Source organism: Rothia sp. P100, from assembly GCF_023712425.1.
Taxonomy (GTDB): domain Bacteria; phylum Actinomycetota; class Actinomycetes; order Actinomycetales; family Micrococcaceae; genus Rothia; species Rothia endophytica.
Genome location: NZ_JAMAYG010000001.1, coordinates 687,829 through 711,208 on the forward strand (window position 1 = coordinate 687,829; position 23,380 = coordinate 711,208).

At 58.2% G+C, this 23,380-nt stretch carries 19 protein-coding genes; 10 read left to right on the forward strand and 9 right to left on the reverse strand.

Going from position 1 to position 23,380, the window contains the following annotated elements; genetic code table 11:
• Positions 1–2: 2 nt before the first annotated feature.
• The 3 genes from M3668_RS03180 to M3668_RS03190 are packed head-to-tail and all read right to left on the reverse strand — an operon-like array spanning position 3 to position 2,919.
• On the reverse strand, positions 3–587 hold the full coding sequence (locus M3668_RS03180) for a type II secretion system F family protein (protein ID WP_251379350.1): 585 nt from the start codon (positions 585–587) through the stop codon (positions 3–5).
• Positions 587–1,270, reverse strand: a complete 684-nt coding sequence (locus M3668_RS03185) for a type II secretion system F family protein (RefSeq protein ID WP_251379351.1) — start codon at positions 1,268–1,270, stop codon at positions 587–589. Before M3668_RS03185 ends, M3668_RS03180 begins: the two co-directional genes overlap by 1 nt.
• Positions 1,267–2,919 carry a TadA family conjugal transfer-associated ATPase gene (locus M3668_RS03190; RefSeq protein WP_251379352.1) on the reverse strand — a complete coding sequence of 551 codons (1,653 nt, stop codon included), beginning with the start codon at positions 2,917–2,919 and terminating at the stop codon, positions 1,267–1,269. The genes M3668_RS03185 and M3668_RS03190 overlap by 4 nt, the downstream gene beginning before the upstream one ends.
• A gap of 106 nt (positions 2,920–3,025) precedes the next feature.
• On the opposite strand from M3668_RS03190, the gene M3668_RS03195 reads away from it, so the two are divergent.
• Positions 3,026–4,813: a bifunctional 3'-5' exonuclease/DNA polymerase gene (locus M3668_RS03195; RefSeq protein ID WP_251379353.1), complete on the forward strand. Its 1,788-nt coding sequence runs from the start codon at positions 3,026–3,028 to the stop codon at positions 4,811–4,813.
• Between the two features lie 59 nt (positions 4,814–4,872).
• On the opposite strand, the gene M3668_RS03200 is transcribed toward M3668_RS03195, so the two are convergent.
• Complete coding sequence (locus M3668_RS03200; RefSeq protein ID WP_251379354.1) at positions 4,873–5,610, reverse strand: NUDIX hydrolase; 738 nt, start codon at positions 5,608–5,610, stop codon at positions 4,873–4,875.
• Positions 5,603–6,508, reverse strand: a complete 906-nt coding sequence (gene nth / locus M3668_RS03205; RefSeq protein WP_251379355.1) for an endonuclease III — start codon at positions 6,506–6,508, stop codon at positions 5,603–5,605. Before nth ends, M3668_RS03200 begins: the two co-directional genes overlap by 8 nt.
• A 168-nt stretch (positions 6,509–6,676) precedes the next feature.
• Here nth and acs point away from each other — a divergent pair, with 168 nt between their 5' ends.
• From acs to M3668_RS03220, 3 genes are all read left to right on the forward strand, one after another.
• Complete coding sequence (gene acs, locus M3668_RS03210) at positions 6,677–8,653, forward strand: acetate--CoA ligase (protein WP_502948947.1); 1,977 nt, start codon at positions 6,677–6,679, stop codon at positions 8,651–8,653.
• A gap of 98 nt (positions 8,654–8,751) precedes the next feature.
• Positions 8,752–9,216 (forward strand): type II 3-dehydroquinate dehydratase, encoded by a 465-nt coding sequence (gene aroQ, locus M3668_RS03215; protein ID WP_251379357.1) that lies wholly within the window; start codon positions 8,752–8,754, stop codon positions 9,214–9,216.
• Positions 9,217–9,255: 39 nt separating this feature from the next.
• A complete protein-coding gene (locus M3668_RS03220) occupies positions 9,256–10,509 on the forward strand; it encodes an APC family permease (protein WP_251379358.1) in 1,254 nt (417 codons plus the stop codon).
• A 13-nt stretch (positions 10,510–10,522) separates the two neighbouring features.
• Here the strand turns inward: M3668_RS03220 and M3668_RS03225 are convergent, their stop codons facing one another.
• Positions 10,523–11,701: a MarP family serine protease gene (locus tag M3668_RS03225; RefSeq protein ID WP_251379359.1), complete on the reverse strand. Its 1,179-nt coding sequence runs from the start codon at positions 11,699–11,701 to the stop codon at positions 10,523–10,525.
• A gap of 341 nt (positions 11,702–12,042) precedes the next feature.
• Between M3668_RS03225 and M3668_RS03230 the strand changes: the two genes are divergently transcribed.
• Positions 12,043–12,720: a Crp/Fnr family transcriptional regulator gene (locus M3668_RS03230; protein WP_083091991.1), complete on the forward strand. Its 678-nt coding sequence runs from the start codon at positions 12,043–12,045 to the stop codon at positions 12,718–12,720.
• An 83-nt stretch (positions 12,721–12,803) separates the two neighbouring features.
• Here the strand turns inward: M3668_RS03230 and M3668_RS03235 are convergent, their stop codons facing one another.
• The 3 genes from M3668_RS03235 to M3668_RS03245 form a co-directional block, all read right to left on the reverse strand.
• On the reverse strand, positions 12,804–13,811 hold the full coding sequence (locus M3668_RS03235; RefSeq protein ID WP_251379360.1) for an NUDIX hydrolase: 1,008 nt from the start codon (positions 13,809–13,811) through the stop codon (positions 12,804–12,806).
• Positions 13,804–14,280, reverse strand: coding sequence for a RidA family protein (locus tag M3668_RS03240; RefSeq protein ID WP_251379361.1), 477 nt, complete (start codon positions 14,278–14,280; stop codon positions 13,804–13,806). The genes M3668_RS03235 and M3668_RS03240 overlap by 8 nt, the downstream gene beginning before the upstream one ends.
• A gap of 147 nt (positions 14,281–14,427) precedes the next feature.
• A complete protein-coding gene (locus tag M3668_RS03245; RefSeq protein ID WP_237202408.1) occupies positions 14,428–14,628 on the reverse strand; it encodes a DUF4177 domain-containing protein in 201 nt (66 codons plus the stop codon).
• A 242-nt stretch (positions 14,629–14,870) separates the two neighbouring features.
• Here M3668_RS03245 and M3668_RS03250 point away from each other — a divergent pair, with 242 nt between their 5' ends.
• The 5 genes from M3668_RS03250 (at position 14,871) to M3668_RS03270 (ending at position 23,088) form a co-directional block, all read left to right on the forward strand.
• Complete coding sequence (locus M3668_RS03250) at positions 14,871–17,006, forward strand: transglycosylase domain-containing protein (protein ID WP_251379362.1); 2,136 nt, start codon at positions 14,871–14,873, stop codon at positions 17,004–17,006.
• A 10-nt stretch (positions 17,007–17,016) separates the two neighbouring features.
• Complete coding sequence (locus M3668_RS03255; RefSeq protein ID WP_251379363.1) at positions 17,017–17,976, forward strand: metallophosphoesterase; 960 nt, start codon at positions 17,017–17,019, stop codon at positions 17,974–17,976.
• Between the two features lie 4 nt (positions 17,977–17,980).
• A complete protein-coding gene (locus M3668_RS03260) occupies positions 17,981–19,348 on the forward strand; it encodes an FAD/NAD(P)-binding protein (RefSeq protein WP_251379364.1) in 1,368 nt (455 codons plus the stop codon).
• Between the two features lie 75 nt (positions 19,349–19,423).
• On the forward strand, positions 19,424–21,277 hold the full coding sequence (locus M3668_RS03265; protein ID WP_251379365.1) for an ABC transporter ATP-binding protein: 1,854 nt from the start codon (positions 19,424–19,426) through the stop codon (positions 21,275–21,277).
• The gene (locus M3668_RS03270; protein ID WP_251379366.1) at positions 21,274–23,088 is read left to right on the forward strand and encodes an ABC transporter ATP-binding protein; all 1,815 of its coding nucleotides are present in this window, start codon (positions 21,274–21,276) and stop codon (positions 23,086–23,088) included. The genes M3668_RS03265 and M3668_RS03270 overlap by 4 nt, the downstream gene beginning before the upstream one ends.
• Positions 23,089–23,380 lie beyond the last annotated feature (292 nt).

The following is a 23,380-nucleotide window of genomic DNA, read 5'->3' on the forward strand; positions in this document are numbered from 1 at the left end:
TTTTAGAGCAGGGAGGGAATCATAGCGATCAGAACAGGCACCACACCCAGGCAGATAAAAGCAGGCAAGGAACAGAGCCCCAGCGGCACCACCAGCTGCACACCCAGCCTGGCAGCCGCCTTTTCTAAGGAGCGTTGACGGTGCCGACGCTTCCGGTCTGCCAGAATACGCAGGAAATCGGCACTGGGCGCACCTGTTTCCAGACTCAGTCCCAGGGCTGAGTGAACACCGGTCAAGGGTTTAGGCACGGTCTCGCCCCAGGCTTGGGCCCAGGTGGCACCAGCATCCAGCTTAAGCACCACCCCGCCCAGAAAGAGGCGGTAGCGCCCGCTATCCAACTGTCCCAAGTGATGTAGTAGGGCACGCACAGGTAACCCGGCAGCCAACATAGATGCGGCTAAATCCAGGTAGAGGGCTGCATCCAAAGCGGCACCAGGGGCAGCGTCAGATGCTGAACCAGGCGCTGGGTTAGCGCCGGCAACAGGCTCTTGCGCCTGAGCTCGGCGGGCGTCCCTGCGCTTCAAGAGCCACAGCAAAAAGGATGCAACCAGCGCAAAAGAGCTAGCCGCTAGCACCAGCACCTCCATTAGAGCTCCCCTTTTTCTGCGCGGAGGATGAGGCGAGCCGTCCAGCGGCTACCCACTAGGGCAAGGGCAAGACCAACGCAGCAGATCAGAGCGCCCAGCACCGAACCGAAGAGGACGCCGAGCGGGTCTGCCCCCATGACGAGACCCAAGCCCAGCCCCAACAGGGGCAGCCAGGAGAGAATGCGGCCTGTTGCCTTAGGCCCGCCCATGGCAGCCTCTCTCATCTGCAAGAGGTCAATATCGTTTTCCAAATACCGGGCGAATCGTTCCAACACCTCAGCAAGGGGGGCACCGGTGCGCTCGCTGACCTGCCAGCAGGCCGCTAGGCTGAGGGCTCGCTCAAGAGAGGTGGGGCGAGCCAGCGTCTGGACGCTGTGTAAGCAGGCCTGCGATACTGGGGCCCCTCTTTCTGCGGCAAGTAGGCAGGAGCTGAGAAGATGGTGCAGGTCTCCGACTGCAACTAAAAGCCCGGTCGCCTCCCTATCCCAACGGGCCAGCAACCCCTGAGGCTGCTGCTCAAGGTGACGCTGACGCCCTGCTACTTCTTCGGTAGCTTTTGCCAGTGCAAAGGCTGGGCTTACCCCAGCTTTGAGCAATGCTGCTAGATGCCACATGAGATCTGGCCAAAGTTCGAGTTCATCTATTCCCGGGCGGGCGGCATGGCGGGGAGGCAGGTGTATCACGAGCTATCACCCACAGCACCCTGGACTGCTTGACGCAGTTGTTCTCCCGCCGGTAGCCAGGCAAGATAGGGTCCCCGGCGACCTGCCTCGACACGGCATACCGGCCGGACCACCAAGGTCCCAGACTGCTGGCTCAGGCTGGCAATCTCCCGCACCTGGCGCTGACCGCTACTCCTATCAATATGAATGATGTAGTCCAGGGCGGTAGCGGCTTGCAAAGTCACCGCCCGTTCGCTCAGACCGGCGAGTGCACCCATAGCGTACAGACGGGCAGGTACCGCCTCGGTAGAGTTAGCGTGCACGGTGCCGCCAGTGCCTGAGTGGCCGGTGTTCATGGCCGAGAGCATATCTGCAATTTCGGCACCGCGGCACTCTCCCACTATCAGGCGGGTGGGGCGCATACGCAAGGCCGCTTGGATGAGCTCAGAGAGACGAACTTCTCCCCTGCCCTCGGTGTTCGCCTCACGCGCCTGCAGACTCACGGTGTGCGGGTGATCTGGGGCGAGTTCAGAGGTATCCTCAACTAGCAGCAGCCGCTCGTCCGCACCACAGGTTGCGAGCAGGGCAGAGAGCAGGGTGGTTTTGCCGCTGCCAGTGCCCCCACTGATCAGAAAGTTAGCGCGCTGCCGCACCAAGTAGGCAAGTACGCGGCTAGTTTCCTCACTCAACATACCCCGTTCTTGCAGGTCAGCCAGGGTAGGGGTGCCGGTAGCGCGCAGGCGGATAGAGAGCAGGGTGCCGCCCCGGCTGAGCGGTGGTAGCACAGCGTGCACGCGCAATCCATTTTCTGTTTGGACATCAGCGATGGGGTGGGAGTCATCCAGCCTGCCACCGGCAGCGCTGAGCAGACGGGTAGCGAGGGCACGACCTTCCTCCTCATCGGTAAGGGAAATATCTGAGCGTTGCAATAGCCCCGCCGCCTCGTACCAAACCTCGGTTCCGTTGAGAAAAATATCGCTCAGTTGAGGGATATCCAGCAGAGGGTCAAGGGGGCCCAGCCCGGTTAGCTCTGCTCTGAGTCGGCGCTGGGCAGAGTCTTCTTCTACCGGGGTCAAAGGGACGTCAATAGCGTCCAAAAGGCCGCGTAAATTTACCGGGTCTGCGGGGTTCAGCAGTCGAGCATCAGGCACCTGGCTGTGCTTGCTCTTTGACGTCATAGGTTTCTGAGTTTGTGAGTCTACCTCCAGGTGCACCGGGTTAGAGGGGGGCGCAGCAGGCCCTTTTACCTCTGCCTTAAGGGGCCGGAAATCAGTGATAGTACCGGCAAGAGCAGCAACGGTATGGGGACGCGGGGCCCTAACCGGTGCGGGCAGAGTGGGTTGCTCCAGAGCACTGGGGTGCGCGGAAACGTTAGGCTGTATGGTGGTGCCAGAGCGCTGCACATCGCTGGCACCTACCTCTTCGGCTGGCAACTCAAAGAAGCGGCTGCGGGCCTTACGCACTGATAGTTCAATACGATCTTCGGCTGAGGTCGCGGCAATGGTCTGCTGAGGGGAAGGGCCTTCGCCCGAAGAACCTGGTTCCCTTGCTCTGCCCAGTTTCGGGGTGCCCTTCCGTGCCAGTTGGTAGAGCTGCGGTAGCTGATCTGTATCCATCTGCTGACCTTCAGCGTCTTGCTCGATAGCTGACGGTTGGCTTGTGTGGCGCATGACTGTCCTTAAGCGTCCCGGGCGAATTCCTTTTCTGCCCCTCTTTGTGCCACAGGAGTTGTGACCTGTCTACACCTGCGGCTAGAAAAACAGGAATAATAGAAGAATGTATATTGTGCTCGGGCCCGCAGACGCCTCTACCGGGGAGAACCTCGGTGGGGCAGTTGATGCGCTCTGGGAGGCCATCACACTCAATGACACCGGCTCTGGCACTCACCGCACCTTTCCTCTGGGAAAAATAGCGGACTTTATGCAAACGGTTGAAAAGCACAACACCCACCGCACGATCCGTTGGACCTGGGCAGATGCCCGAATGGTCATGCCCATGCTTTTGCAGGCCGGTGCCAGCCCCAGCAGTTGCCACGACCTGCGCCTGGTTCAGCGCCTCTTAGTGACCGCAGCATCCAGAGCCCAAAACGGTATCAGCTTCACCCCGGTACTAGAGCTCGGCAAGGAAGCTCAGCCAGCCGGAACCCTACCGGCTCGCCGCCAGATTGAGGGTCAAGAGTCCCTCTTTGATGCCCCGCCCATAACCGCCAGCCGTGACGAACAGGAACCTGCCCCCACAGCCTCCCTGCTTCTCGAAGAATTGCAGGCCCAGCTCACCACCATCAAATCGGCCCCTTACCCTGGCAGATTAGGCCTACTGGCAGCCACCGAATCCCAGGGCGGCATTATTGCCGCAGAAATGAAGCACTATGGGATGCCCTGGAACCGGGCTATCCACGAAAAGATCTTAGAGCACCAGCTCGGTGCCCGCCCGGCAGGCTATCAGCGCCCCTACAAGCTCGAACAGTTAGCTGCCCGTCTGCGCCAAGAATTGGGGGCGCCCAACCTCAACCCCGACTCCCCTCATGAGGTGCTGCGAGCACTTCAGTCCGCGGGCTTCTCGGTCACCAGCACTCGCAAGTGGGAGCTCACCGAATGGGCGAATTCCGCCCCGCACCTGCGCGAATCCCGCTGGCAGGTGGTACGCCCCCTGCTGGAGTACAAACGCTTGGCAAGGCTCTACACCGCTAACGGCTGGGCATGGCTAGACGCCTGGGTAACGGACAACCGCTTTCATCCTGCTTATGAGGTGGCGAGCGCCGCTACTGGCAGGTGGGGTGCCCACGGGGGCGGTGCCATGCAGATCCCTAAGGACGTCCGTGCCGCCGTGCACGCCGAAGAAGGTATGTTGCTTACCGTGGCAGATGCCGCCCAAATCGAACCCCGTATTCTGGCGGTTATGAGTGGGGACCGAGCTCTAGCTGTAGCAGGCCGCGACACCGACCTCTACCTGGGTATCGCAGAAATCGGCAAACGTACCGGCAGCGCTCTGGCAGACCGCTCCCACGCCAAAATTGCCCTGCTAGCTGCCATGTACGGTGCCACCACCGGTGAGGGAGGGCAGCTCATGCCCCACCTCAAAAAGCTCTTCCCCCAAGCCATCGGTTTCACTGAAAAGGCAGCAGAAATCGGCTTGCGCGGCGGTCAGGTCACTACCTTCTTAGGTAGGACGTCCCCCGCCCCATCCCACGCCTGGTTTGAGGCTCAGCGCGACCGATCCTCAGCAGAAAAAGAGCGAGCTGCTGCAACGGCCGCCCGTTCCCACAGTCGCTTCACCCGTAACTTCGTCATTCAGGGCACCGCCGCTGAATGGGCGGTGATTTGGATGGCGCAGATTCGCCGCCGCCTGCGCACCGAACGGCGCTTCGGCCACCGTCTACAGTCCCGCCTGGTCTACTTCTTACACGATGAAATCATGATTTACGGCCCGCAGAACGAGGCGGCACTATGCGCCACGATTGTACGAGAAAGCGCCCAGGCAGCCGCTGAACTAATTTTTGGGCCCACCGACGTTGAGTTCCCGGTCACCGTAGTAACCACCGACGACTACTCCCAGGCCAAATAAGAAGAGGGGGTCAGCAGGCTGAATACCCACCTATGCCGGCCCCCCGTTTTTCTTATGGCCTATGCACCGATGTCCCGCATCTTTTGGGGGTTCCAGGGCAGTTCCCAGCCGAGTTCTTTGAAGATATTGGAGAGGATGAAGCCGGTAAAGCCCCAGATGGTGAAGGTTTCGTGGTCACCGTGCACATCAAAGGCAGGTGACTTGTGCACCTGATAGGCGCTGTTGATGGCGGCGGTGTGGCGGTTTTCCGGGTCGAGCAGATCTGCTACCGGCACGCGCACCACCAGGGTGGATTCGTCAGTGTCCACCGCGGCGACGGGAGTGGGCAGCGTCCACCAGGCAATTACTGGAGTGACCATAAAATTGCTGACCGGCAAGGCAACGGGTTCTAACTGGCCTAGAATTTCAACTCCACTGGCATCCAATCCGGTTTCTTCGACAGCTTCGCGCAGAGCAGCCACCTGGGCAACCGGAACCCCTAGACGGGCTGCCTCGTCGTAGTCTTCTGGGTCCACCCGACCGCCGGGGAAGGCAGGCTGACCGGCGTGATGACGCAGCCGATTGGAGCGCACAAGAATCAGCAGGTCAAGGTCATCCCCTACCGCTCCGCAGTGGCTTTCTGAGGGGCTGTCATCGAGCACACCAAAGAGGATTAGCACGGCAGCATCGCGGGCTTTTTCAGGGTCAATGCGCCCAATCCGCCAGGCATCAGCTCCCTCTATTGCCGGTGGGTTGCGTTCCAGTAGCTCAAGGAGCTGGGTGCGTGTGGGGTGGCTGTGGGAAATATTCTCAGGCATTGAGGCCGTACCCTTCTGCTCGGAGTTCCTGGCGGGTGGCACCCTGCAGAAAACGCAGGTGCAGGCGTTCGCGCCCGGGCGCCATCTCATATTTCATGAGAGCCCTAGCAGCTGTTTCCTCCGTTTCCCCGGCGCCATAGGCGGGGCAAAGGTCAGCAACGGGGCAGACCCCGCAGGCCGGTTTTTGGGCATGGCAGATACGCCTGCCGTGGTAGACCAGACGGTGGGAGAGGTTGGTCCAGTCCTTGGGCTCAAAGAGAGCAGCGACGGCGTGTTCCACCTTGACGGGGTCTTCTAGGTCAGTAAAACCGAAGCGGCGGGCTAGACGCCCAAAGTGGGTGTCCACGGTGATGCCGGGGCGCCCAAAAGCATTACCCAGCACCACGAAAGCGGTTTTGCGACCCACGCCGGGGAGCTTGACCAGTTGCTCTAATTTTTCCGGCACTTCCCCACCGTGATCAGCGACCAGCCGCTCGGCAAGCCCCACCGTTGCCTTTGCCTTGGAGCGGTAGAAACCCAGAGGTCTCACGATTTCTTCGACCTCTTCGATACGCGCAGTAGCCAGGGCGGCCGCGTCCGGGTAGCGGGCGAAGAGCTCTGGGGTAACTGCGTTGACACGGACGTCGGTGGTCTGGGCTGAGAGCACCGTTGCCACTAAAAGCTGGTAGGGGTTCGCGAAATCGAGTTCAGCTACGGCGTAAGGGTAGGTTTCCCCCAAAATTCGGTTAATTTTTCGGGCTCGACGCACCAGGGAAAGGGGGCTTTCACTCTCCCCTTTAGCAGCGGCGCGTGAGCGTTTGCGAGCTGCCGCCTCCGCCACCGGGGCAGGCACAGTACGGATTTCAAGCAGAGAGCGTTCATCAGGGGTTAGCTCTATCGATGAGAGTGATTCAACCATATGAATGAGACTACTCAAAAGCGGTTGTCAGAGCATAGCGCACCGTCAGTTCCAGTCATATTCACGCCGGGTCTACCGTCACATTTCATGTAACACGAACAGTGATTTTGTGACAGCCACTACACAGTGCACTATGGTGTTAGATAAATATTTGTGTGACTCACATCAATGAGCCACGCCATAAACCTTTACACAGGAAAGGCAGAGCCCATGACCGAAACCAATATCTTTGCTCCCAGCGCAGAATTCTCAGCCCAAGCTAATGCCCAGCCCGGCATCTACGAAGAAGCTAAAGAAAAAGGGGTAGATTTCTGGGCAGAGCAGGCTCGTGAGCTACTGACCTGGTCCAAGCCTTTCACCGAAACCCTGGACTGGTCTAACCCTCCCTTCGCCAAGTGGTTCGCAGATGGCGAACTCAACGCTTGTTACAACGCGGTAGACCGCCATGTTGAGGCCGGCAACGGCGACCGCACCGCCATTCTCTTTGAAGGCGAACCCGGCGACACCGCCTCCTATACCTACGCCGAACTCAAAGACGAAGTTTCCCGCGTCGCCAACGGCATCGAATCCCTGGGTGTCACCAAGGGCGACCGGGTTGCCATTTACATGCCCATGATCGCTGAAGCCGTCATCGCCATGCTGGCCTGCGCCCGCGTAGGCGCCGTTCACTCAGTAGTCTTCGGCGGCTTCTCAGCCGACGCTCTGCGCTCCCGCATTGAGGACGGCGAAGCCAAGCTAGTCATCACCGCTGACGGTTCCTACCGCCGAGGCAAGCCCTCCATGCTGAAGCCCGCCGTTGATACCGCCCTAGAAAAGGGTGCTGAGACCATCGAGAAGGTGCTAGTCGTCAAGCGCAACGGCGAAGACGTCAACTGGGTTGAGGGCCGTGACGTCTGGTGGCACGAGCTCACCGCAGAACAATCCACCGACCACACCCCTTCAGCACAAAACGCCGAAGACCCCCTCTTCATCCTCTACACCTCAGGCACCACCGGCAAGCCAAAGGGTATCCTGCACACCACCGGCGGCTACCTCACCCAGGGCGCCTTCACCCACAAGAACATCTTTGACCTCAAGCCCGAGACCGATGTCTACTGGTGCACCGCTGACGTCGGCTGGGTCACCGGTCACTCCTACGTCGCCTACGGCCCCCTGGTCAACGGCTCCACCCAGGTTATCTACGAAGGCACCCCCGACGCCCCGCACCGCGGCCGTTTCTGGGAAATCGTTGAAAAGTACGGGGTGACCATCATGTACACCTCCCCCACCGCCATCCGCACCATGATGAAATGGGGCGAGGACATCCCCGCAAAGTTCGATCTCACCAGCCTGCGCGTACTGGGCACTGTGGGCGAAGCCATCAACCCCGAAGCCTGGCGTTGGTTCCACCGCGTCATCGGCGGCGGCAAGTGCCCCATCGTAGACACCTGGTGGCAGACCGAAACCGGCGCCATCATGGTCTCTCAGCTCCCCGGCATCACCCACGCCAAGCCCGGCTCCGCCCAGCAGCCCATCCCCGGCATCACCATCGACGTGGTCGATGACCTGGGCGATTCCCTGCCCAACGAACAGTCCGGTTTCCTCACCATCCGTGAGCCCTGGCCCTCCATGCTGCGCACCATCTGGGGCGACGATGACCGCTTCATCGACACCTACTGGTCACGCTTCGAAAAGATGTACTTCGCAGGCGACGGCGCCAAACGCGACGCCGACGGCGACCTCTGGGTACTGGGCCGCGTGGACGACGTCATGAACGTCTCCGGCCACCGCCTCTCCACCCCCGAAATCGAGTCCGCCCTGGTATCGCACCCCGCCGTAGCAGAAGCTGCTGTAGTGGGCGCTGCTGACGAAACCACCGGTCAGGCAGTCATGGCCTTCGTCATCCTCAACGACAGCGCCAAAGCAGAGGACCATGACCCTACCCAACTGGCAGAGCAAATACGCGCCCACGTCGGTGTGGAAATCTCACCCATCGCCAAGCCCAAGCGCGTGCTCATCGTGGACGACCTGCCCAAGACTCGCTCCGGCAAAATCATGCGCCGCCTCCTCAAGGACGTCGCAGAAGACCGCCCGGTCGGCGACACCACCACCCTGGCAGACCCCACCGTCATGCAGTCAATCGAGGCTAACTTCAAGCAGAGCTAAGGGGTAAATAAGGAAATCCATCCATAGTCCGCCTCCAGTTTTCTCACGATTCCGCAGAAAACTGGAGGCGGGCTCTTTACTGTGAAAAACTAGGAGCCATGGCAACTACTGCGACTGCACCCAAACCCATCTTTGTTCTCAACGGCCCCAACCTTAACCTGCTGGGTATCCGCAAACCCGACATCTACGGGCACACCACTCTGGCAGACATTCAGGCGACCCTGCGCGCTCAAGCAACCGAGCTGGGTCTGAGCATCGAGTTCATGCAGTCCAACCACGAGGGTACGCTCATTGACGAAATCCAGCGGGCCCGCACCGAAGGCTCAGCAATCATCATTAACCCTGCCGCCTACACCCACACCTCGGTTGCAATCCACGACGCCTTAGAGGCCACCGAACTGCCCATCGTTGAAGTCCACCTCTCCAATGTGCACCGCCGCGAGAGCTTTCGCCACCACTCCTACGTTTCCTTGCAAGCCAGCGCCGTCATTGCTGGTGCCGGGGCTCAAGGCTACGAGCTGGCGCTGTCCTATCTTGCTCGCCAGCTTCAACCTGCCGGTTAAACTCAAACCAGCGTCCTACATTTCACGAGGTCATAGACTATGAGTACCACACCACAGCGCAAACTAACCTTGGCCGATGCAGTCTTCATTGGGGCTGGCTCTATGATTGGCGCCGGGCTCTTCGCCGCTTTCGCCCCAGCAACCCGCGCAGCAGGTGAATACCTGTTAGTATCACTGGCAATCGCCGCTTTTCTTGCGTTTGCTAATGCCACCTCTAGTGCCCAGCTAGCCGCCCAGTACCCCCAGTCTGGTGGCACCTATATCTACGGCAAAAAACAGCTGGGCGACATCTGGGGCTTTCTCGCAGGCTGGTGCTTCGTGGTGGGCAAGACAGCCTCCTGCGCGGCCATGGCTATGACCTTTGCCGCCTACGCCGCGCCGTCCTGGCAAAAGCCTCTTGCCATAGGTGCGGTTCTTGCACTCACTGCCGTCAACTATCGGGGTATCACCCGCACCGCTGCCCTGACTAAGCTTTTGGTCACCCTGGTGCTAGCAGGTTTAGCGGTCTTTTTTGTTGCGGTCTTAACCGGTACTTCACCGGCGCCCTTACACGCGGTTGACTCAGGAACCGCTGGTCTCTACGGGGTTCTACAGGGTGCTGGTCTGCTCTTCTTTGCCTTCGCAGGGTACGCGCGCATTGCAACCATGGGCGGTGAGGTTATACAGCCAGAACGTACCATACCGCGGGCCATTCTCTGGGCGCTGAGCTTAGTGGGCGTACTCTACCTGGCAGTTGCCCTTGTTGTGCTGTCACAGTTCAGCCCAGCACAGCTAGCTGGCAGTGTAGCTCCTCTGGCAGATGCAGTTGGCGGTTGGCCTTTTGCCCGTGGGGTGCTCTCCCTAGCCGCTAGCCTGGCTGCCTTGGGTGCACTGTTAGCGCTCATTACAGGTATCGGACGCACCGGCCACGCTATGGCTGTAGGCAAGCATCTACCTGCAGTTTTTGCCCCTCTGCACCCCCGTTTTGGGGTACCTCACCGCCTAGAAATCACGGTAGCGTTAGCCGTCTGCCTTCTCATTCTGCTCTTTGACGTGCGCGGGGCGATCGGTTTCTCATCCTTCGGTATTCTGCTCTACTATTTCTTGGCGAACTGCGCCGCATTGACCCAGGGCCCGACCCACCGCCGCTACCCGCGCTGGTTACAGGTAGCAGGGGCAGCCGGCTGCTTCATTGTGGTTTGGACGCTACCGCTCGCGTCTATTACAGGTGGGCTAGTATTGCTGACCTGCGGGTTGCTCTACTATTTGCTCTTTGCGCGGCGACAGGCTCAAGGTTCCAGTGATAGCCGCTAGCGCCGGTTGGGAGCTAGCCTGCACATGCGCCGGTAGCTACCGCCTGTGACCCGACCTCCACCTGACCCAGCGCGTTGATAATGCTTGATGCTGGCACAGCGTAGCCGCTTTGCCCCTGGGTTGCTTTAGCAAAAATCATGGCCATAACCGTGCCATCTTCCGTCAGCACAGGGCCACCGGAGTTACCCTGTTGAACATCAGCTGCCAGCTGGTACACCAGACGGGAGGGGTTGGTCTGGCCAGTCTGAGCATCAACGGTCTGCGTGATGCCCAGCCCCTGCACCGTGGCAGGTTTACTCTGGAAACCTCCCCCACCGGGGTAGCCCATAAAGGAGACGGTAGTGCCAGCCGCTATTTCGGTGCCATCGATAGGCAGGGGGTTCACTCCCAAATCGGGGGATGAGATGATGGCAATATCTAGAGCCTCATCAAAATAGATGACTTCACCGGTCGCTGCCTCACCGCCCCGCGCCAGCAGAGTGGGGGTAGTGACCCCGGCAAGGACGTGAGCGTTTGTAACGACCAGCCCACCGTCCACAGCGAAGCCAGAGCCTTCCGAAGTGTAATTACAAGCTTGGGCAGCTCCCACTACCTGCACTACTGAGGAGCTCGCGTTCTCTAGAACGGGGTTTGACAGTGGCTCAGAGGGGGCAGCCTGCTCAGGAAAGATCAGGTTGGAAATCTCAGGTAGGGCTGCCGCATCAATGACCTGCCCACGAATTTCAGTGACTTTATCTTGCAGGGTAGCCGGAGTGACCGACATCATCCAGGAAATGACCCTAGATTCAGCGGTAGCAGCAGTAACAGCTGGCAGCCCCAGCGGGCGCACCAGAAGCACGATGGTCACAATCACCAAAGCGCTGAGTAACAGGTTCAGCACACCACCAGCCAGACGTTCTAAGCCGCGCAAAGGAGTAGCATCCGTGATACGGCGCAAGGAGCGCCCCAAGGCCATCCCGATAGTTTGCCCCAGTATCAGGCACGCCATCACGGTACCCAGCGCCACCAGCAGGTTCCATTGCGATCCCACCTGGTCAATCATCCAGGGGGTGGCATAGACCGCCGCAGCAGCACCCATCACAAAGCCAACCAGTGTGCCCAGGGCAACGAAAAGGCCCTGACGTAGACCTGTCAGAAAATACAGCCCAATGACGGCCAAAACCGCAATATCAAGGACGGTCGCAGCGCTCATGGCCTTCTCCGTTTCTGTACCCATCCCTCAGATAGGTCATGTAGCTCAACAACGGGGGTGATGCCCCAATGTGGGAAGAATAAAGGTTACCGTCTGAACCTGGGAGAATAACCAGTGACCGGGCCCTAAAAATCTCTGGGAACTCCCACGCATACCTCAAAAAAGGTTTTGAAAGCACCCGATATCATGTAGTCTCTTTAGTAGTTAAATATGTCACAAGCAAATGTGGCGCGCATTGAAACAGCTCATACTATGCTTAGTACTCTGCCCGGTAGCACCATACAAGCTGCTTCTCGCACTTTTGCTCTCCACTTTAGAACTGTTCTAGGAGTTTTTGAACTATGGATATTGAAGTACTACGCCGCGCCCCCCTCTTTGCATCACTTGATGATGAGGCTTTTGCAGCTTTGACCGAAGACATCACCGAAGTTGACCTGTCCCGCGGCGCTACCCTTTTTTACGAAGGCGATCAGGGCGATCAGCTCTACTTCGTCATCTCCGGCAAGATGAAGCTGGGACGCACCGCATCTGACGGCCGTGAAAACTTGGTAGCCATCATGGGCCCCGGTGAAATCTTCGGCGAGATGGCGCTCTTTGATCCCTCACCCCGTTCCACCAGCGCGACCGCTGTGTCTGAAACCCGCCTGGCAGGTGTTAAGCACGAGTCCCTGCGCAAGGCAATGGAAAAGTCACCTAATATCTCAGCTCAGGTACTGCAGGCTCTAGCACGCCGCCTGCGCCGTACCAACGAGAACCTGGCTGACCTGGTTTTCTCAGATGTTCCCGGTCGCGTGGCTAAGGCCCTCCTTGATTTGGCTGACCGCTTCGGTCGCCCCGCTACGGACGGCGTCCTGGTTGCTCACGAGCTCACCCAGGAAGAACTGGCACAGCTGGTTGGCGCTTCCCGCGAAACCGTGAACAAGGCTCTTGCTGAGTTCGTTTCACGCGGTTGGATCCGACTCGAAGCACGCGCAGTGGTTATCCTTGACCTGCAGCGTCTGCGTCAGCGTTCACGCTAAACATTTCAACCGTTATCGGTCAATAAAAAGGTGGGCACCCCAACTGGGGTGCCCACCTTTTTGACGTCACTCGTGGCTAAGTTTTAAGTATTATTTGAACGGTAAAGCTGGCTTGAGCATTTTTCCCAGATTCCAGGTGAAGTAGGTGAGGTAAAGGCAAGCATGTATTCACCGTCGACCTGCACAACCTCTGCCTTCTTTATTTCGACCTTGTGCTTCTGTGCTAAGAAGGCAACAGCGTTGGAGGAGCGCGCTAGGCTCTCCAAGATGCAAAGGACGCCAGGGGTTAGGAGTTCTTCCAGCGGCAGGGAACGGGTGGTGTCAGCCCCGATGCGGTCCCCTAGCCAGGTCTGCCCTGAGGTTGCCAGCAGCTCCCTCACGTTGAGCCACTCACCCCAGGAGCCTTTACTCGCCAGTAAACAAAACTTTTGTCCCACCGGTACCGCACAGGCGAAGTAGTGGATATCGCATCTCTGGTGCCTGAAATCTGGGGACTGCCAGCGTGCCAGGGGGCGTAGAAGATCGGTGCGAAGTTTCAAGCCGCGTTTGCCCAGGTATTCCGCCATGGTCTTATCACCGGCAGCAATCATTTCGCGGGCGTCCATCTGTTCTAGTCCGTCAGAGTGCTCGGTGACGCTCATTGAGTCAGACCCTGCCAGCAGAATTCCGGTTTCCTCAAACGCTTCACGGATAGCCCCGGCAACAGCAGCATGCGCGGTTTCGGCGTCCTCTGTTTGCAGAACGGCTTGCCACTGTGCTGGTGATGGACCAACCCAAGGCACCGGCTCGGCGTCTGCAGGGGTAATGAGACCACCGGGGAAAGTTACCACGCCCAGAGGGGATGCACCGGTGCGGTAAGTGAGCAGTACCTCAAGCCCGTTTGCGCCATCACGCACAAAGACAACTGAGGCTGCCTGCCGCAGGCTTCGCCCCGCTACCGCGCCGTTTTCTACAAAAGAGTGTGCTGCCGATTGCAGGGCGCGTGGCACCCTGAAGTAGCGCGCAGCGGCAGGTACGCTGGCGCTAGGTGTAGGAGCATCTGAGCGAGGCAAGGTTTTGAGGGCCCCGGTGTACATTCCCTGGTTAGACATACTCAACGATAATTTCAATTTCGACCGGGGAGTCAAGCGGAAGCACAGGCACCCCTACCGCCGAGCGCGCGTGTTGGCCCGCTTCAGCAAAGATTTCACCCAGCAGCAAAGAGGCACCATTAATGACGGCGGGCTGAGCTGTGAAGTTTGGTTCGGACGCAACGAAACCGACGACCTTGACGACCTTGGTCACCCGATCAAGATCACCGATAACAGATTTAACCGCTGCCAAAGCGTTAAGCAGACTAAGAGCTGCAAGCTCCTGAGCCTTCTCGGGGCTCACGTAAGCGGCGTCCCCGCTGGCAGAGACTTTGCCACGGGCAGGTAGCTCACCCTTAACGAAGGGCAATTGGCCAGATGTGTAAACGTAGTTGCCGCTGGTGACGGCGGGGACGTAGGCAGCCACGGGAGCTGCTAGCTCGGGTAGGTTATAGCCGAGTTCTCTAATGCGGTCTTCAACCGTTGACATCGCATCACCTTTCACTGGGTAGCCTGCACTCAACAACGCCTAAGAACTAAAAAGGTTGCTGGGCGAGCTACCGTATGTATAGAGCATTAAACCGGGCCTGCAGGCGCTGCACAGTGCAGGCCGCAAACCCGGCTTTCAACAGAATCGCTAGTTTGACTTCTTACGCTTGAAGTAGGCGATTGGATTACCCTGAGTCGGTGCCACCATATTACCGGCAGGAGTTGCCCCAGAAGGTGCAGCGCCGGGAAGTACAGTGACAAGTTCCCAACCATCTTCACCCCAGGTATCGAGGATCTGCTTGGTTGCGTGAATCATCAGGGGCACAGTTGCGTATTCCCATTTTTCCATAGTTCTAGCCTAGACCACCCCGCCCTAAAAGACGAACGATGAGAGCAACTAGCTACGTGCCGGAAGGCTCACTACAGCTGGGTAAACGGTGAAAGGATCACCGGCGAAGGGTCTAGGTTAGCTACACACACCGTATATAAACCTCTGCGATGTGGTCTTTCTAACCGGCTGACAGCACACTTCTACGGTGTCAACAGGGGCAAGCCAATGTACTTTTTCCTATCAGCCGATAAACTGATGCAATGGCTTCATCTAAGAATCTTCGCAAGAGACACCGCACACCCGGCGATTTTCTGCAGTTCATTGCACTCAGCATCATCGCCGGCTTTGTGACGGCTCTTATTCTTGTGCCTCCGACTACCGCCCTGAGCGCTACCGCAAGTGCATCGCTGAACTGGTTCAAGGGCTTGCCCGATACCCTCAGCGAGGGGCCCCTATCTGAGCCGTCGGTCATTTATGCCAAGGACGGTAAAACAGAGCTCGCCTCCTACTACTCGCAGAACCGCACCGAGATTACTCTCGATGATATGTCTCAGCACATGAAAGATGCCATTCTCTCGTCTGAGGACCGCAAGTTCTACGAGCACGGTGCGGTGTCCCCTTTGGGTATTGCCCGCGCGGTGGTCAATAACATCGTTAACCCCGGTGCGCGACAGGGCGCTTCAACCCTCACCCAGCAGTACGTCAATAACCTGTTGATTGACGCGGCTGAGCAGAACGGTACAGAAGCCGACACTTTGGGTGCCAACAAGGATTACCTCGACAAGATCAAAGAGATTAAACTTGCGATCTCGATGGAGCAGAACCTCTCCAAAGATGACATTCTGGAGGGCTACCTTAATATCATCAACCTCGGCGGCTCCAACTACGGTGTAGAGGCCGCTGCCAACTACTACTGGGGTATCTCCGCTAAAGAACTTGATATTTCTCAGTCAGCTATTCTGGCGGGCATGGTTGTTTCACCTAACATTTATCGCCCAGACGTAAACCCTGAGCTTTCTAGGGAACGACGCGATATCGTATTAGGTACCATGTTTCGTGACGGCAAAATCACTGAGGAAGAATACTCCAGTGCTCTCAACGAAGACATTGAGCTGGATATTCATAACACCCCTATGGGATGCTCTACTGCTGGCGATTCAGCGCACTTCTGTTACTACGCGGTCACTGACTTCTTGAATGATGAAACCTTCGGTGCAACCGAAGATGATCGAGCCAACTCTCTTTACCGGGGCGGCTACAAGATTATTACCACTCTTGATCCCGCCGCGCAGGCAGAGGCCAAGAAGCAGGTTGAAGCGACTCAGCCTTCCAGCAACAACGTTGATGATGTCAACTCTTCTCTGGTATCGGTGGAGCCTTCCAACGGCAACATCGTGGCTATGGCTCAGAACTCAGCGTACGGTGAGCAAGACGAGACCAATCAGAGCTCCTACTACAACTTTAACGCCGGCACCTCCCACGGTGGTACAGCCGGTTACCAGCCGGGTTCTACCTTCAAACCGGTTCTGCTTGCCCAGTGGATTAAGGACGGGAAGGGTGTCAATGCTTACATCGATGGCACCTCTCTGAACTACCCCCAGTCCTTCCGTTGGCCTGCGTCCTGTGTTGAAGGCGGTTTCACCCAGACCCCTGATACGGACGGCTATAAGTTCCAAAATGCTGAGGGTGGAGCCCAGACTTGGGGCACCGTAGCCTACGGCATGAAGAACTCCATTAACTCCTACACCATGAAGATGGCGTCCGTGACCGATGCCTGTGCCCTCAACGACCTGCGTTCAGCCATGCATATCACCGACGGTGCTGGCAATGATGAGCCTTACGGCCTTAATCAGCCTTCGGCCTACATCGGTGGTTGGCGTAATGGTACCACTCCCCTGATTATGGCTTCTGCCTACGCTGTCTTTGCGAGCGGCGGTATGTACTGTGAGCCCAAATCTCTGAACAAGGTGGAAAGCGGTAAGACCGGCGAGGAAATTAAAACCTATGAGGCTAGCTGTGAACGTGTTCTCGAAGAGAACGTCGCTAATGGTGTTAACTACGTACTCAAGCAGGTTCTGGTTGATGGCTCCGGTTACCAGCGCGGCATTGGTCTTACCGATGCTTCAGCAGCTAAGACAGGTACCACCGATAACTCCACCCAGACCTGGACTGTGGGTTATACCCGCGGCCTGTCAACTGCATCCTGGGTAGGCTCCATGAACTGGGGTTCACGTTCACTCAATGGCCTCTCCATCAACGGTAAGTCGTTGGACTACGTGGACGGCGCTACCTATGCGGGTCTGCAGTGGCAGCGTTACATGCAAGCTGAGGCTAAAAACTACAATACGGACAGGTTTGAGAATCCCTCAGCTTCTGTTCTCGGCACGAGCCAGTAAGGGTTACACCATGACTTCTTTAAGTTCTTTCGATGTAGCAGCTTCGATCCGCTCCGCTTCTAAGACTGTTTCGGCGGTTCTAGCTGCAGGTGCGGTTGCGGGAGCCGCTACGGCAGCTTATGCACGTTTTTACGAGCTCAACAATTTTGGGGTTCGGCAAGAAATTCTGCCCGTTCTTCCCGCTGGTAGCCCCGACTTTAGGGTGTTGCACATTTCGGATATGCACATGATCCCGGGGCAGAAGCGGAAGACAGCTTTCATGCATTCCCTAGCGGAGTTGCAGCCTGATTTAGTTATCAATACCGGTGATAATCTCTCCCACATGAGCGGTCTTCCCGCTCTTTTAGAGGCTCTGGGCCCGCTCTTTAATTTCCCCGGTGTCTACGTACCCGGCTCTAACTGCTACTTTGCCCCCGTTTCTAAGAACCCCGCCCGCTATCTCTGGAAGAAGAATACCGGGGATGAGGCTGGCACTGAACCGCGCGACCTACTCCCTACTCAAGACATGCACGATGCCTTCGATGCCCGAGGTTGGGTAGGTCTTATTAACCGCCATGACACCCTGACCATCAATGGTTTGAGGCTAGAATTTTCTGGTGTGGATGACCCGCACCTGAATTACGATCAGCACCCTGGCTTTGCCCCCACAGCTTTTGAGGCTGAGAAAGCCCCTAGCGTCCGGCTAGGTGTCTGCCACGCTCCCTACATGCGCACTCTGGAGCGCTTTGTGGATGATGGCGCACAGGCAATTTTTGCGGGTCACACTCACGGTGGTCAGGTCTGCCTTCCCGGCGGTCATGCGCTGAGATCTAACTGCGATTTGCCCCCGGAACGTGCCAAGGGCGTTTCTCTACAGGGAGGTGTTCCGGTGCAGGTTTCAGCCGGTTTGGGCACCAGCAGGTATGCGCAGGTACGCCTCTTCTGCCCGCCTGAAGCCGTGCTGGTCACTTTGACTTCGGCTCAAAAGTAACCCCGTGAGCAGAGTCGTGCGGGTTGCAATCGTGGGCGGCGGCCCGCGTGGTCTATGGGCAGTTGAAGAGCTTGCTCGCATTGCACGTGCGCAGAACCTCAGTTGTGAGGTGACGATCTTTGACCCTCAACAGTTGGGCAGGGGCGCCGCCTACAGCCTGGACCAGCCCGCCTACTACCTGCTGAACGTGGAGGCTGGCCGGGTTGCTACCGGTTGGGGTCTGCTGAATGAATTTCGGCGTCAGGTGCTGGGTGAGACAGACCCGCTTACCACCTTCCCGCCGCGCCGCACCGTGGGGCTTTTTTTCCACTTCTCCTGGCAGCATCTTCTGGCAAATCTGCCGACCGGGTTCACCGTGCGCCATGTGCAACAGCGCGTTACCGATATCAGCCAACTGGCTGATTATGATGCGGTGCTGTCGGTCACCGGACATAACCCCCTGCCTAGCGGTGACGGGGTGCTGAGATCATACGACGACTTGAGTGCGGTAGCTGCCGGTTCCAGTGTGGCCCTGCGCGGGGCAGCACTTTCTTGTATTGATACGGTGCTGGCTCTGACGCTGGGCAGGGGCGGCAACTTCTCCGGAGCAACCTATGAGCCCAGCGGTTTTGAACCTGCCACCATGATGCCTTTCTCGCGCAGTGGTCGCTTCATTCAGGTGAAGCCCCCGCAGCCCACCGAAAGCGAGTTGGACCTCTTAGAGAAGTTTAAAGCTCCCCTGGCCCAGGTCACCACGGGCGCCGAGCTGCGTGCCTTGGTTATTGAGGCTGCTTCTGCCCTGCACGGTGTGCCGCTGACGTGGGAAGATTCACTATCCACCTTGCCCACTGAAGAGCTGATGAGGGTGAGCCTGCTGAGCGAGCGTCTGCCGCAACAGAGTTTTGGCATGGTCTGGAAAAATCTCTACCCCCAGATTATTACCCGGGTTTCACTCGGCGGGCTGGCACTGGATAGCACCTTACGCGAGACCATTGGCCGCCTGAAACCGCTCACCTTCGGCGCACCCGCCGCACAAATGCACCGCATGTTAGGCCTTGTGGAGGCCGGCCTTTTGGACCTAAGCATGATGGATCGCGCACAAGATATTAAAGCGGATTACCTCATCGATACCGTGCAATCCCCGGCGGGTCTAGCAGAAGGTAGCTTCAATGAGACCCTGGCACGGGCATCCGATGCCGATATCTCCCAGGGCTACCTGCGCACCGATGAACGTGGTTTTGTGGGGACTAGCTCGCGCTGGGCAGCCGCGGGCAGGGTCACCGAGCCCTACGTTCTCGGCAACGATACGGTCTCGCGGCACAACCACAGCATTATCCCCGCTTGGGCTGAAGCGGTGGGCAGGCTGGCTGACTCTCAGCGGGCGGCTTCGTAAGCGGGCTCCTACCTCCACCGGGGACCGTTCGTCAGCTGTGAACCGGTTCCTTGACCAGCAGCTAGTGAATATAACATGGATTACATGTCTTTTAGTCTTCTGCGCGTCAAACCCTTACCAACGCCCCCTCCAGTGCCCTACGGCGAGCGCAGCCAAGACGATATCTCCCTGTGGGCCTATACGCGCCCGGTGAGAGGACGCTGGGTTGCTGGTCTCTTGGTAGCCGTGACAGCTGCTGTTCTGGCTATTTCAATCCCCCAGGTTCTGGGGTGGATTATTGACTCACTTCTCACCAACCAGCCAGTAGCGTCATCAGTCTGGCTGGGCGGCACCCTAGTATTTGCGCTAGGTCTTGCCCAGGCGGGTCTTATTCTCTTGCGCAGGCAGCTGGTGGTGGAGCCGGCGTCCACGGTGGAGAACACCATGCGCATAGATCTCTTTGACCGCCTCTTGCGCTCGCCCTTGAGCTTTCATGACCGCTGGCCCTCAGGGCAGCTACTCACCCGTGCCATGTCAGATCTAGGCACCATTCGCCGGTGGACTGCCTTCGGTCTGATTCAGCTGATTACTACCCTGGTTCAGGTCGCCGTGGGCACGGCTTATATGGCTCGAGGCTCCTGGCAGCTGGCCCTCATTTTTCTGATTAGCCTGCCTCTCACCGTTTTCTTCATTTGGCGCTTTGTGCGTTCCTTTCGCACCCTGACCCGCGCCTCCCAAGAGAAAACCGGCGATTTAGCTACCACCGTAGAACAATCGGTGCAGGGTATTAGGGTGCTCAAAGCTCTGGGGAGGGGTGAGCACGCACTTGCCGGGTTTGAGAAGGGGTCAAGCGAACTCAAGAACCTAGAAATCAAGCGCGGCCGCACCACGGGCATGGTGCAGATGCAGGTAGGCATCATCAGCGGTCTGACGCTGGCAATTGCGCTTCTGGTCGGTCTCAATCTCGTCGCGGAAGGAACCATGAGTGTGGGTGCTCTCAGCAGTTATTTTGCGACCGCGACTATCTTGATGGCGCAGGTGGAGCGGAGCAGTATGCTGCTCTCCATGTACCTGGGTGCTAAAGTTTCTATGGATCGTCACCGCCAGGTCATGGTGGGTGGAGCTGGTGAGCAGGTGGAGCTAACCCTTGACGCTGATGAGTCTGAGGTTGAAATGCTATCTACCCAGCTCGGTGGAGCGTCCATCGAGTTCGATCAAGTTCACTTCAGCTACGGTGAGTCAGAACGTCCTGTTCTCACAGGTTTCAGCCTGAAGGTACACCCCGGCGAGATTGTTGCCTTGGTCGGTTCAACTGGCTCAGGCAAGTCAACGGTTCTGCAACTGGCAGCTGGCCTTTACGCCCCTACCTCCGGCTCCCTGCGAATAGATGAGCTGGACGCACATCGGGTGCCGTTGCCCCAGCTACGGTCACGGGTTGCTTTCGCTTTTGAAGAGCCCGTACTCTTTTCAGCAAGCGTGCGGCAGAACGTCCTCCTTGGTGCCAGGTCAGACCTCACCGAAAATGAGCAGAATAAGCTACTAGAACGCGCTCTGGATGTTTCTGCTGCTGACTTCGTGGCGCAGCTGCCCCATGGTGTTGAAACGGTCATTGGAGAAGAGGGCATGAGTCTATCGGGCGGCCAGCGCCAGCGTCTTTCGCTGGCACGCGCTATCGCAGCTTGCCCCGGCGTCCTGCTCTTAGATGACCCGCTCTCTGCCCTGGACGTGAGCACCGAGGAACGGGTTATCACCAACTTCAAGAAGCAATTAGGCGGCACCACCGTCTTGCTGACCGCACACAGGCCGTCAACCGTGGCTCTAGCTGACCGCGTAGTTCTGCTGCAGGAGGGTAGGGTTGCGGCCCTGGGTACCCACAGCGAGCTCTTGAGCAGGGCTGATTACCGCCGACTCATGGCACCAAGTACCACCGGGCAGGGAGCAGAGCAGTGAAACCCTCTATCGAAGCCCAAGAAGACAAGGTCAATCTCAGCAAAGAAGAAGCCCGGCAGGTGCGCCGCCGGTCGGTGGCTCTTCTGGCGGATATTCTAGCGCCGGTACGCTTACACCTGCTGTTTGCCGTGGTGCTGGTGGTTCTGTCCATGGTGCTCAAAACCGCCATGCCCTGGATTATTTCTGAGGCCCTCAATACCACCATTGACCCGCTGATGGCAGGGGATGCCGGGCCCGCCACACGCATGGTGCTCCTTTACGCCGGTGCGGGTGTGCTGTCTGCAATCTGCATCTACACCAATATTCTGCTGACCTACAAGATCTCTCAGAGCGCCCTCTACGATCTGCGCCAACGAATGTTCGACCATTCCCAGAAACTATCCGTAGGTTTCCACGAGACCTACACCTCCGGGCGGGTCACCTCACGACTGACCAGCGATCTTGACACCATCCGCCAGTTCCTTGATTCCGGGCTATCTGAGCTGGCATCTACATTGCTGGGCATCATCTTCACCGTAGTTGCGCTCTTCCTGATGGACTGGCGAGCCGGGGTTGCCCTGGCGATCGCTTTCGTGCCGGTCTGGTTGCTTACCCTCTGGTTCCGCCGTGCGTCATCTCTTACCTACCGCGCTCAGCGGGTAGCCTCCGCCCGCATTATCAGCCGTTTTGCTGAAACCTTCACGGGCATTAGGGCGGTCAAGGCTTTCCGCGCTGAACCACAGGTACGCGGGGACTACGCGGCAGCCGCTGAGGACTACCGCGCACGGGTCATGGAATCGGTGAAGGTTCACGGCCTCTACATGCCTACTCTTCAAGCTCTCGGAAACACTTTCGTTGCAGCGGTGCTGGTAATTGGTGGCTACGCAGTCCTCGGCGGTTCTATGCAGGTAGGTACTCTGCTGGCGCTGGTTATTTATGCTAACCGAGTTTTCGAGCCGATTTTTATGCTCTCCGAGTTTTATAACATGTTCCAATCGGCGGTGTCTGCTCTTGAGAAGGTCTCCGGTTTCTTGGCGGAAAAGCCCCAGGTTCGTGAGCCTGAACATCCGGCGCAGCGTCTCACTCCTGCCCAGGGCCACCTGGTCTTTGACGGGGTGGAGTTCGAGTACTTGGACGGCACACCCGCCCTGCACCGCCTGAGTGCCGAGGTGCCTGCCGGTCAACATTTGGCACTGGTGGGCGCCACGGGTGCAGGTAAGTCAACTATCGCTAAGCTGGTTGCCCGTTTTTACGATGTAACCACCGGTTCTATCAGCCTGGACGGGGTGGACGTGCGGCAGCTGTCGGATGCGCAGCTACGCCGGGAGGTAGTGATGGTAACCCAGGAGGCCTACCTCTTTGAGGGTACCGTTGCCGACAACATCCGTTTGGGTGACCCCACCGCTACTGATGAGCAGGTGCACGAGGCCGCCCGCACGGTGGGGGCCTACGATTTCATTATGTCTCTACCCCAGGGTTTTGATACCGATCTGGCCAAGCGCGGTGGGAGGGTCTCTGCTGGTCAGCGACAACTGATTTCTTTTGCCCGCGCTTTCTTGGCAGACCCTGCTGTGCTCATTTTGGACGAGGCAACCGCATCACTGGATATCCCAACGGAACAGCTGGTGCAACGGGGCCTTGAGACCCTGCTAGCGGGGCGCACCTCTCTAGTGATTGCCCACCGGCTTTCAACGGTGCTCAACGCTGACCGTATCTGGGTGGTGGACGCCGGGCACGTGGTGGAGGACGGCTCGCCCAGCGACCTGGTGGCACACGGTGGACGCTTTGCCCGCATGGTGGGCGCCTGGGAGGAAAGCAACGCTGTGAGCTAGGTTTTGGGCAGCGGTAGTTTTATGGGTGTCCACCTAGTGATCACCCAATGAAACTAACCCTGCCTAAAACTGCGTGTCACAGACCGACCTGCCGCCTTGGTTGATTCTGTGGGCTGAGTTACAGTAAGAAGTGGGCAACGCTGGTCAATTATGTCCCGCGCTGCTGTCACACACACTTCATCCCTGCCCTTGGAGCCCCCGTGAGCGTTATAACCTCAGCCGAAGCCCTAGCCCACTCCCACACACCAGAGCTACAAGCTCTGGCGGAAACATTGCGGGATAAGCAGCAAGC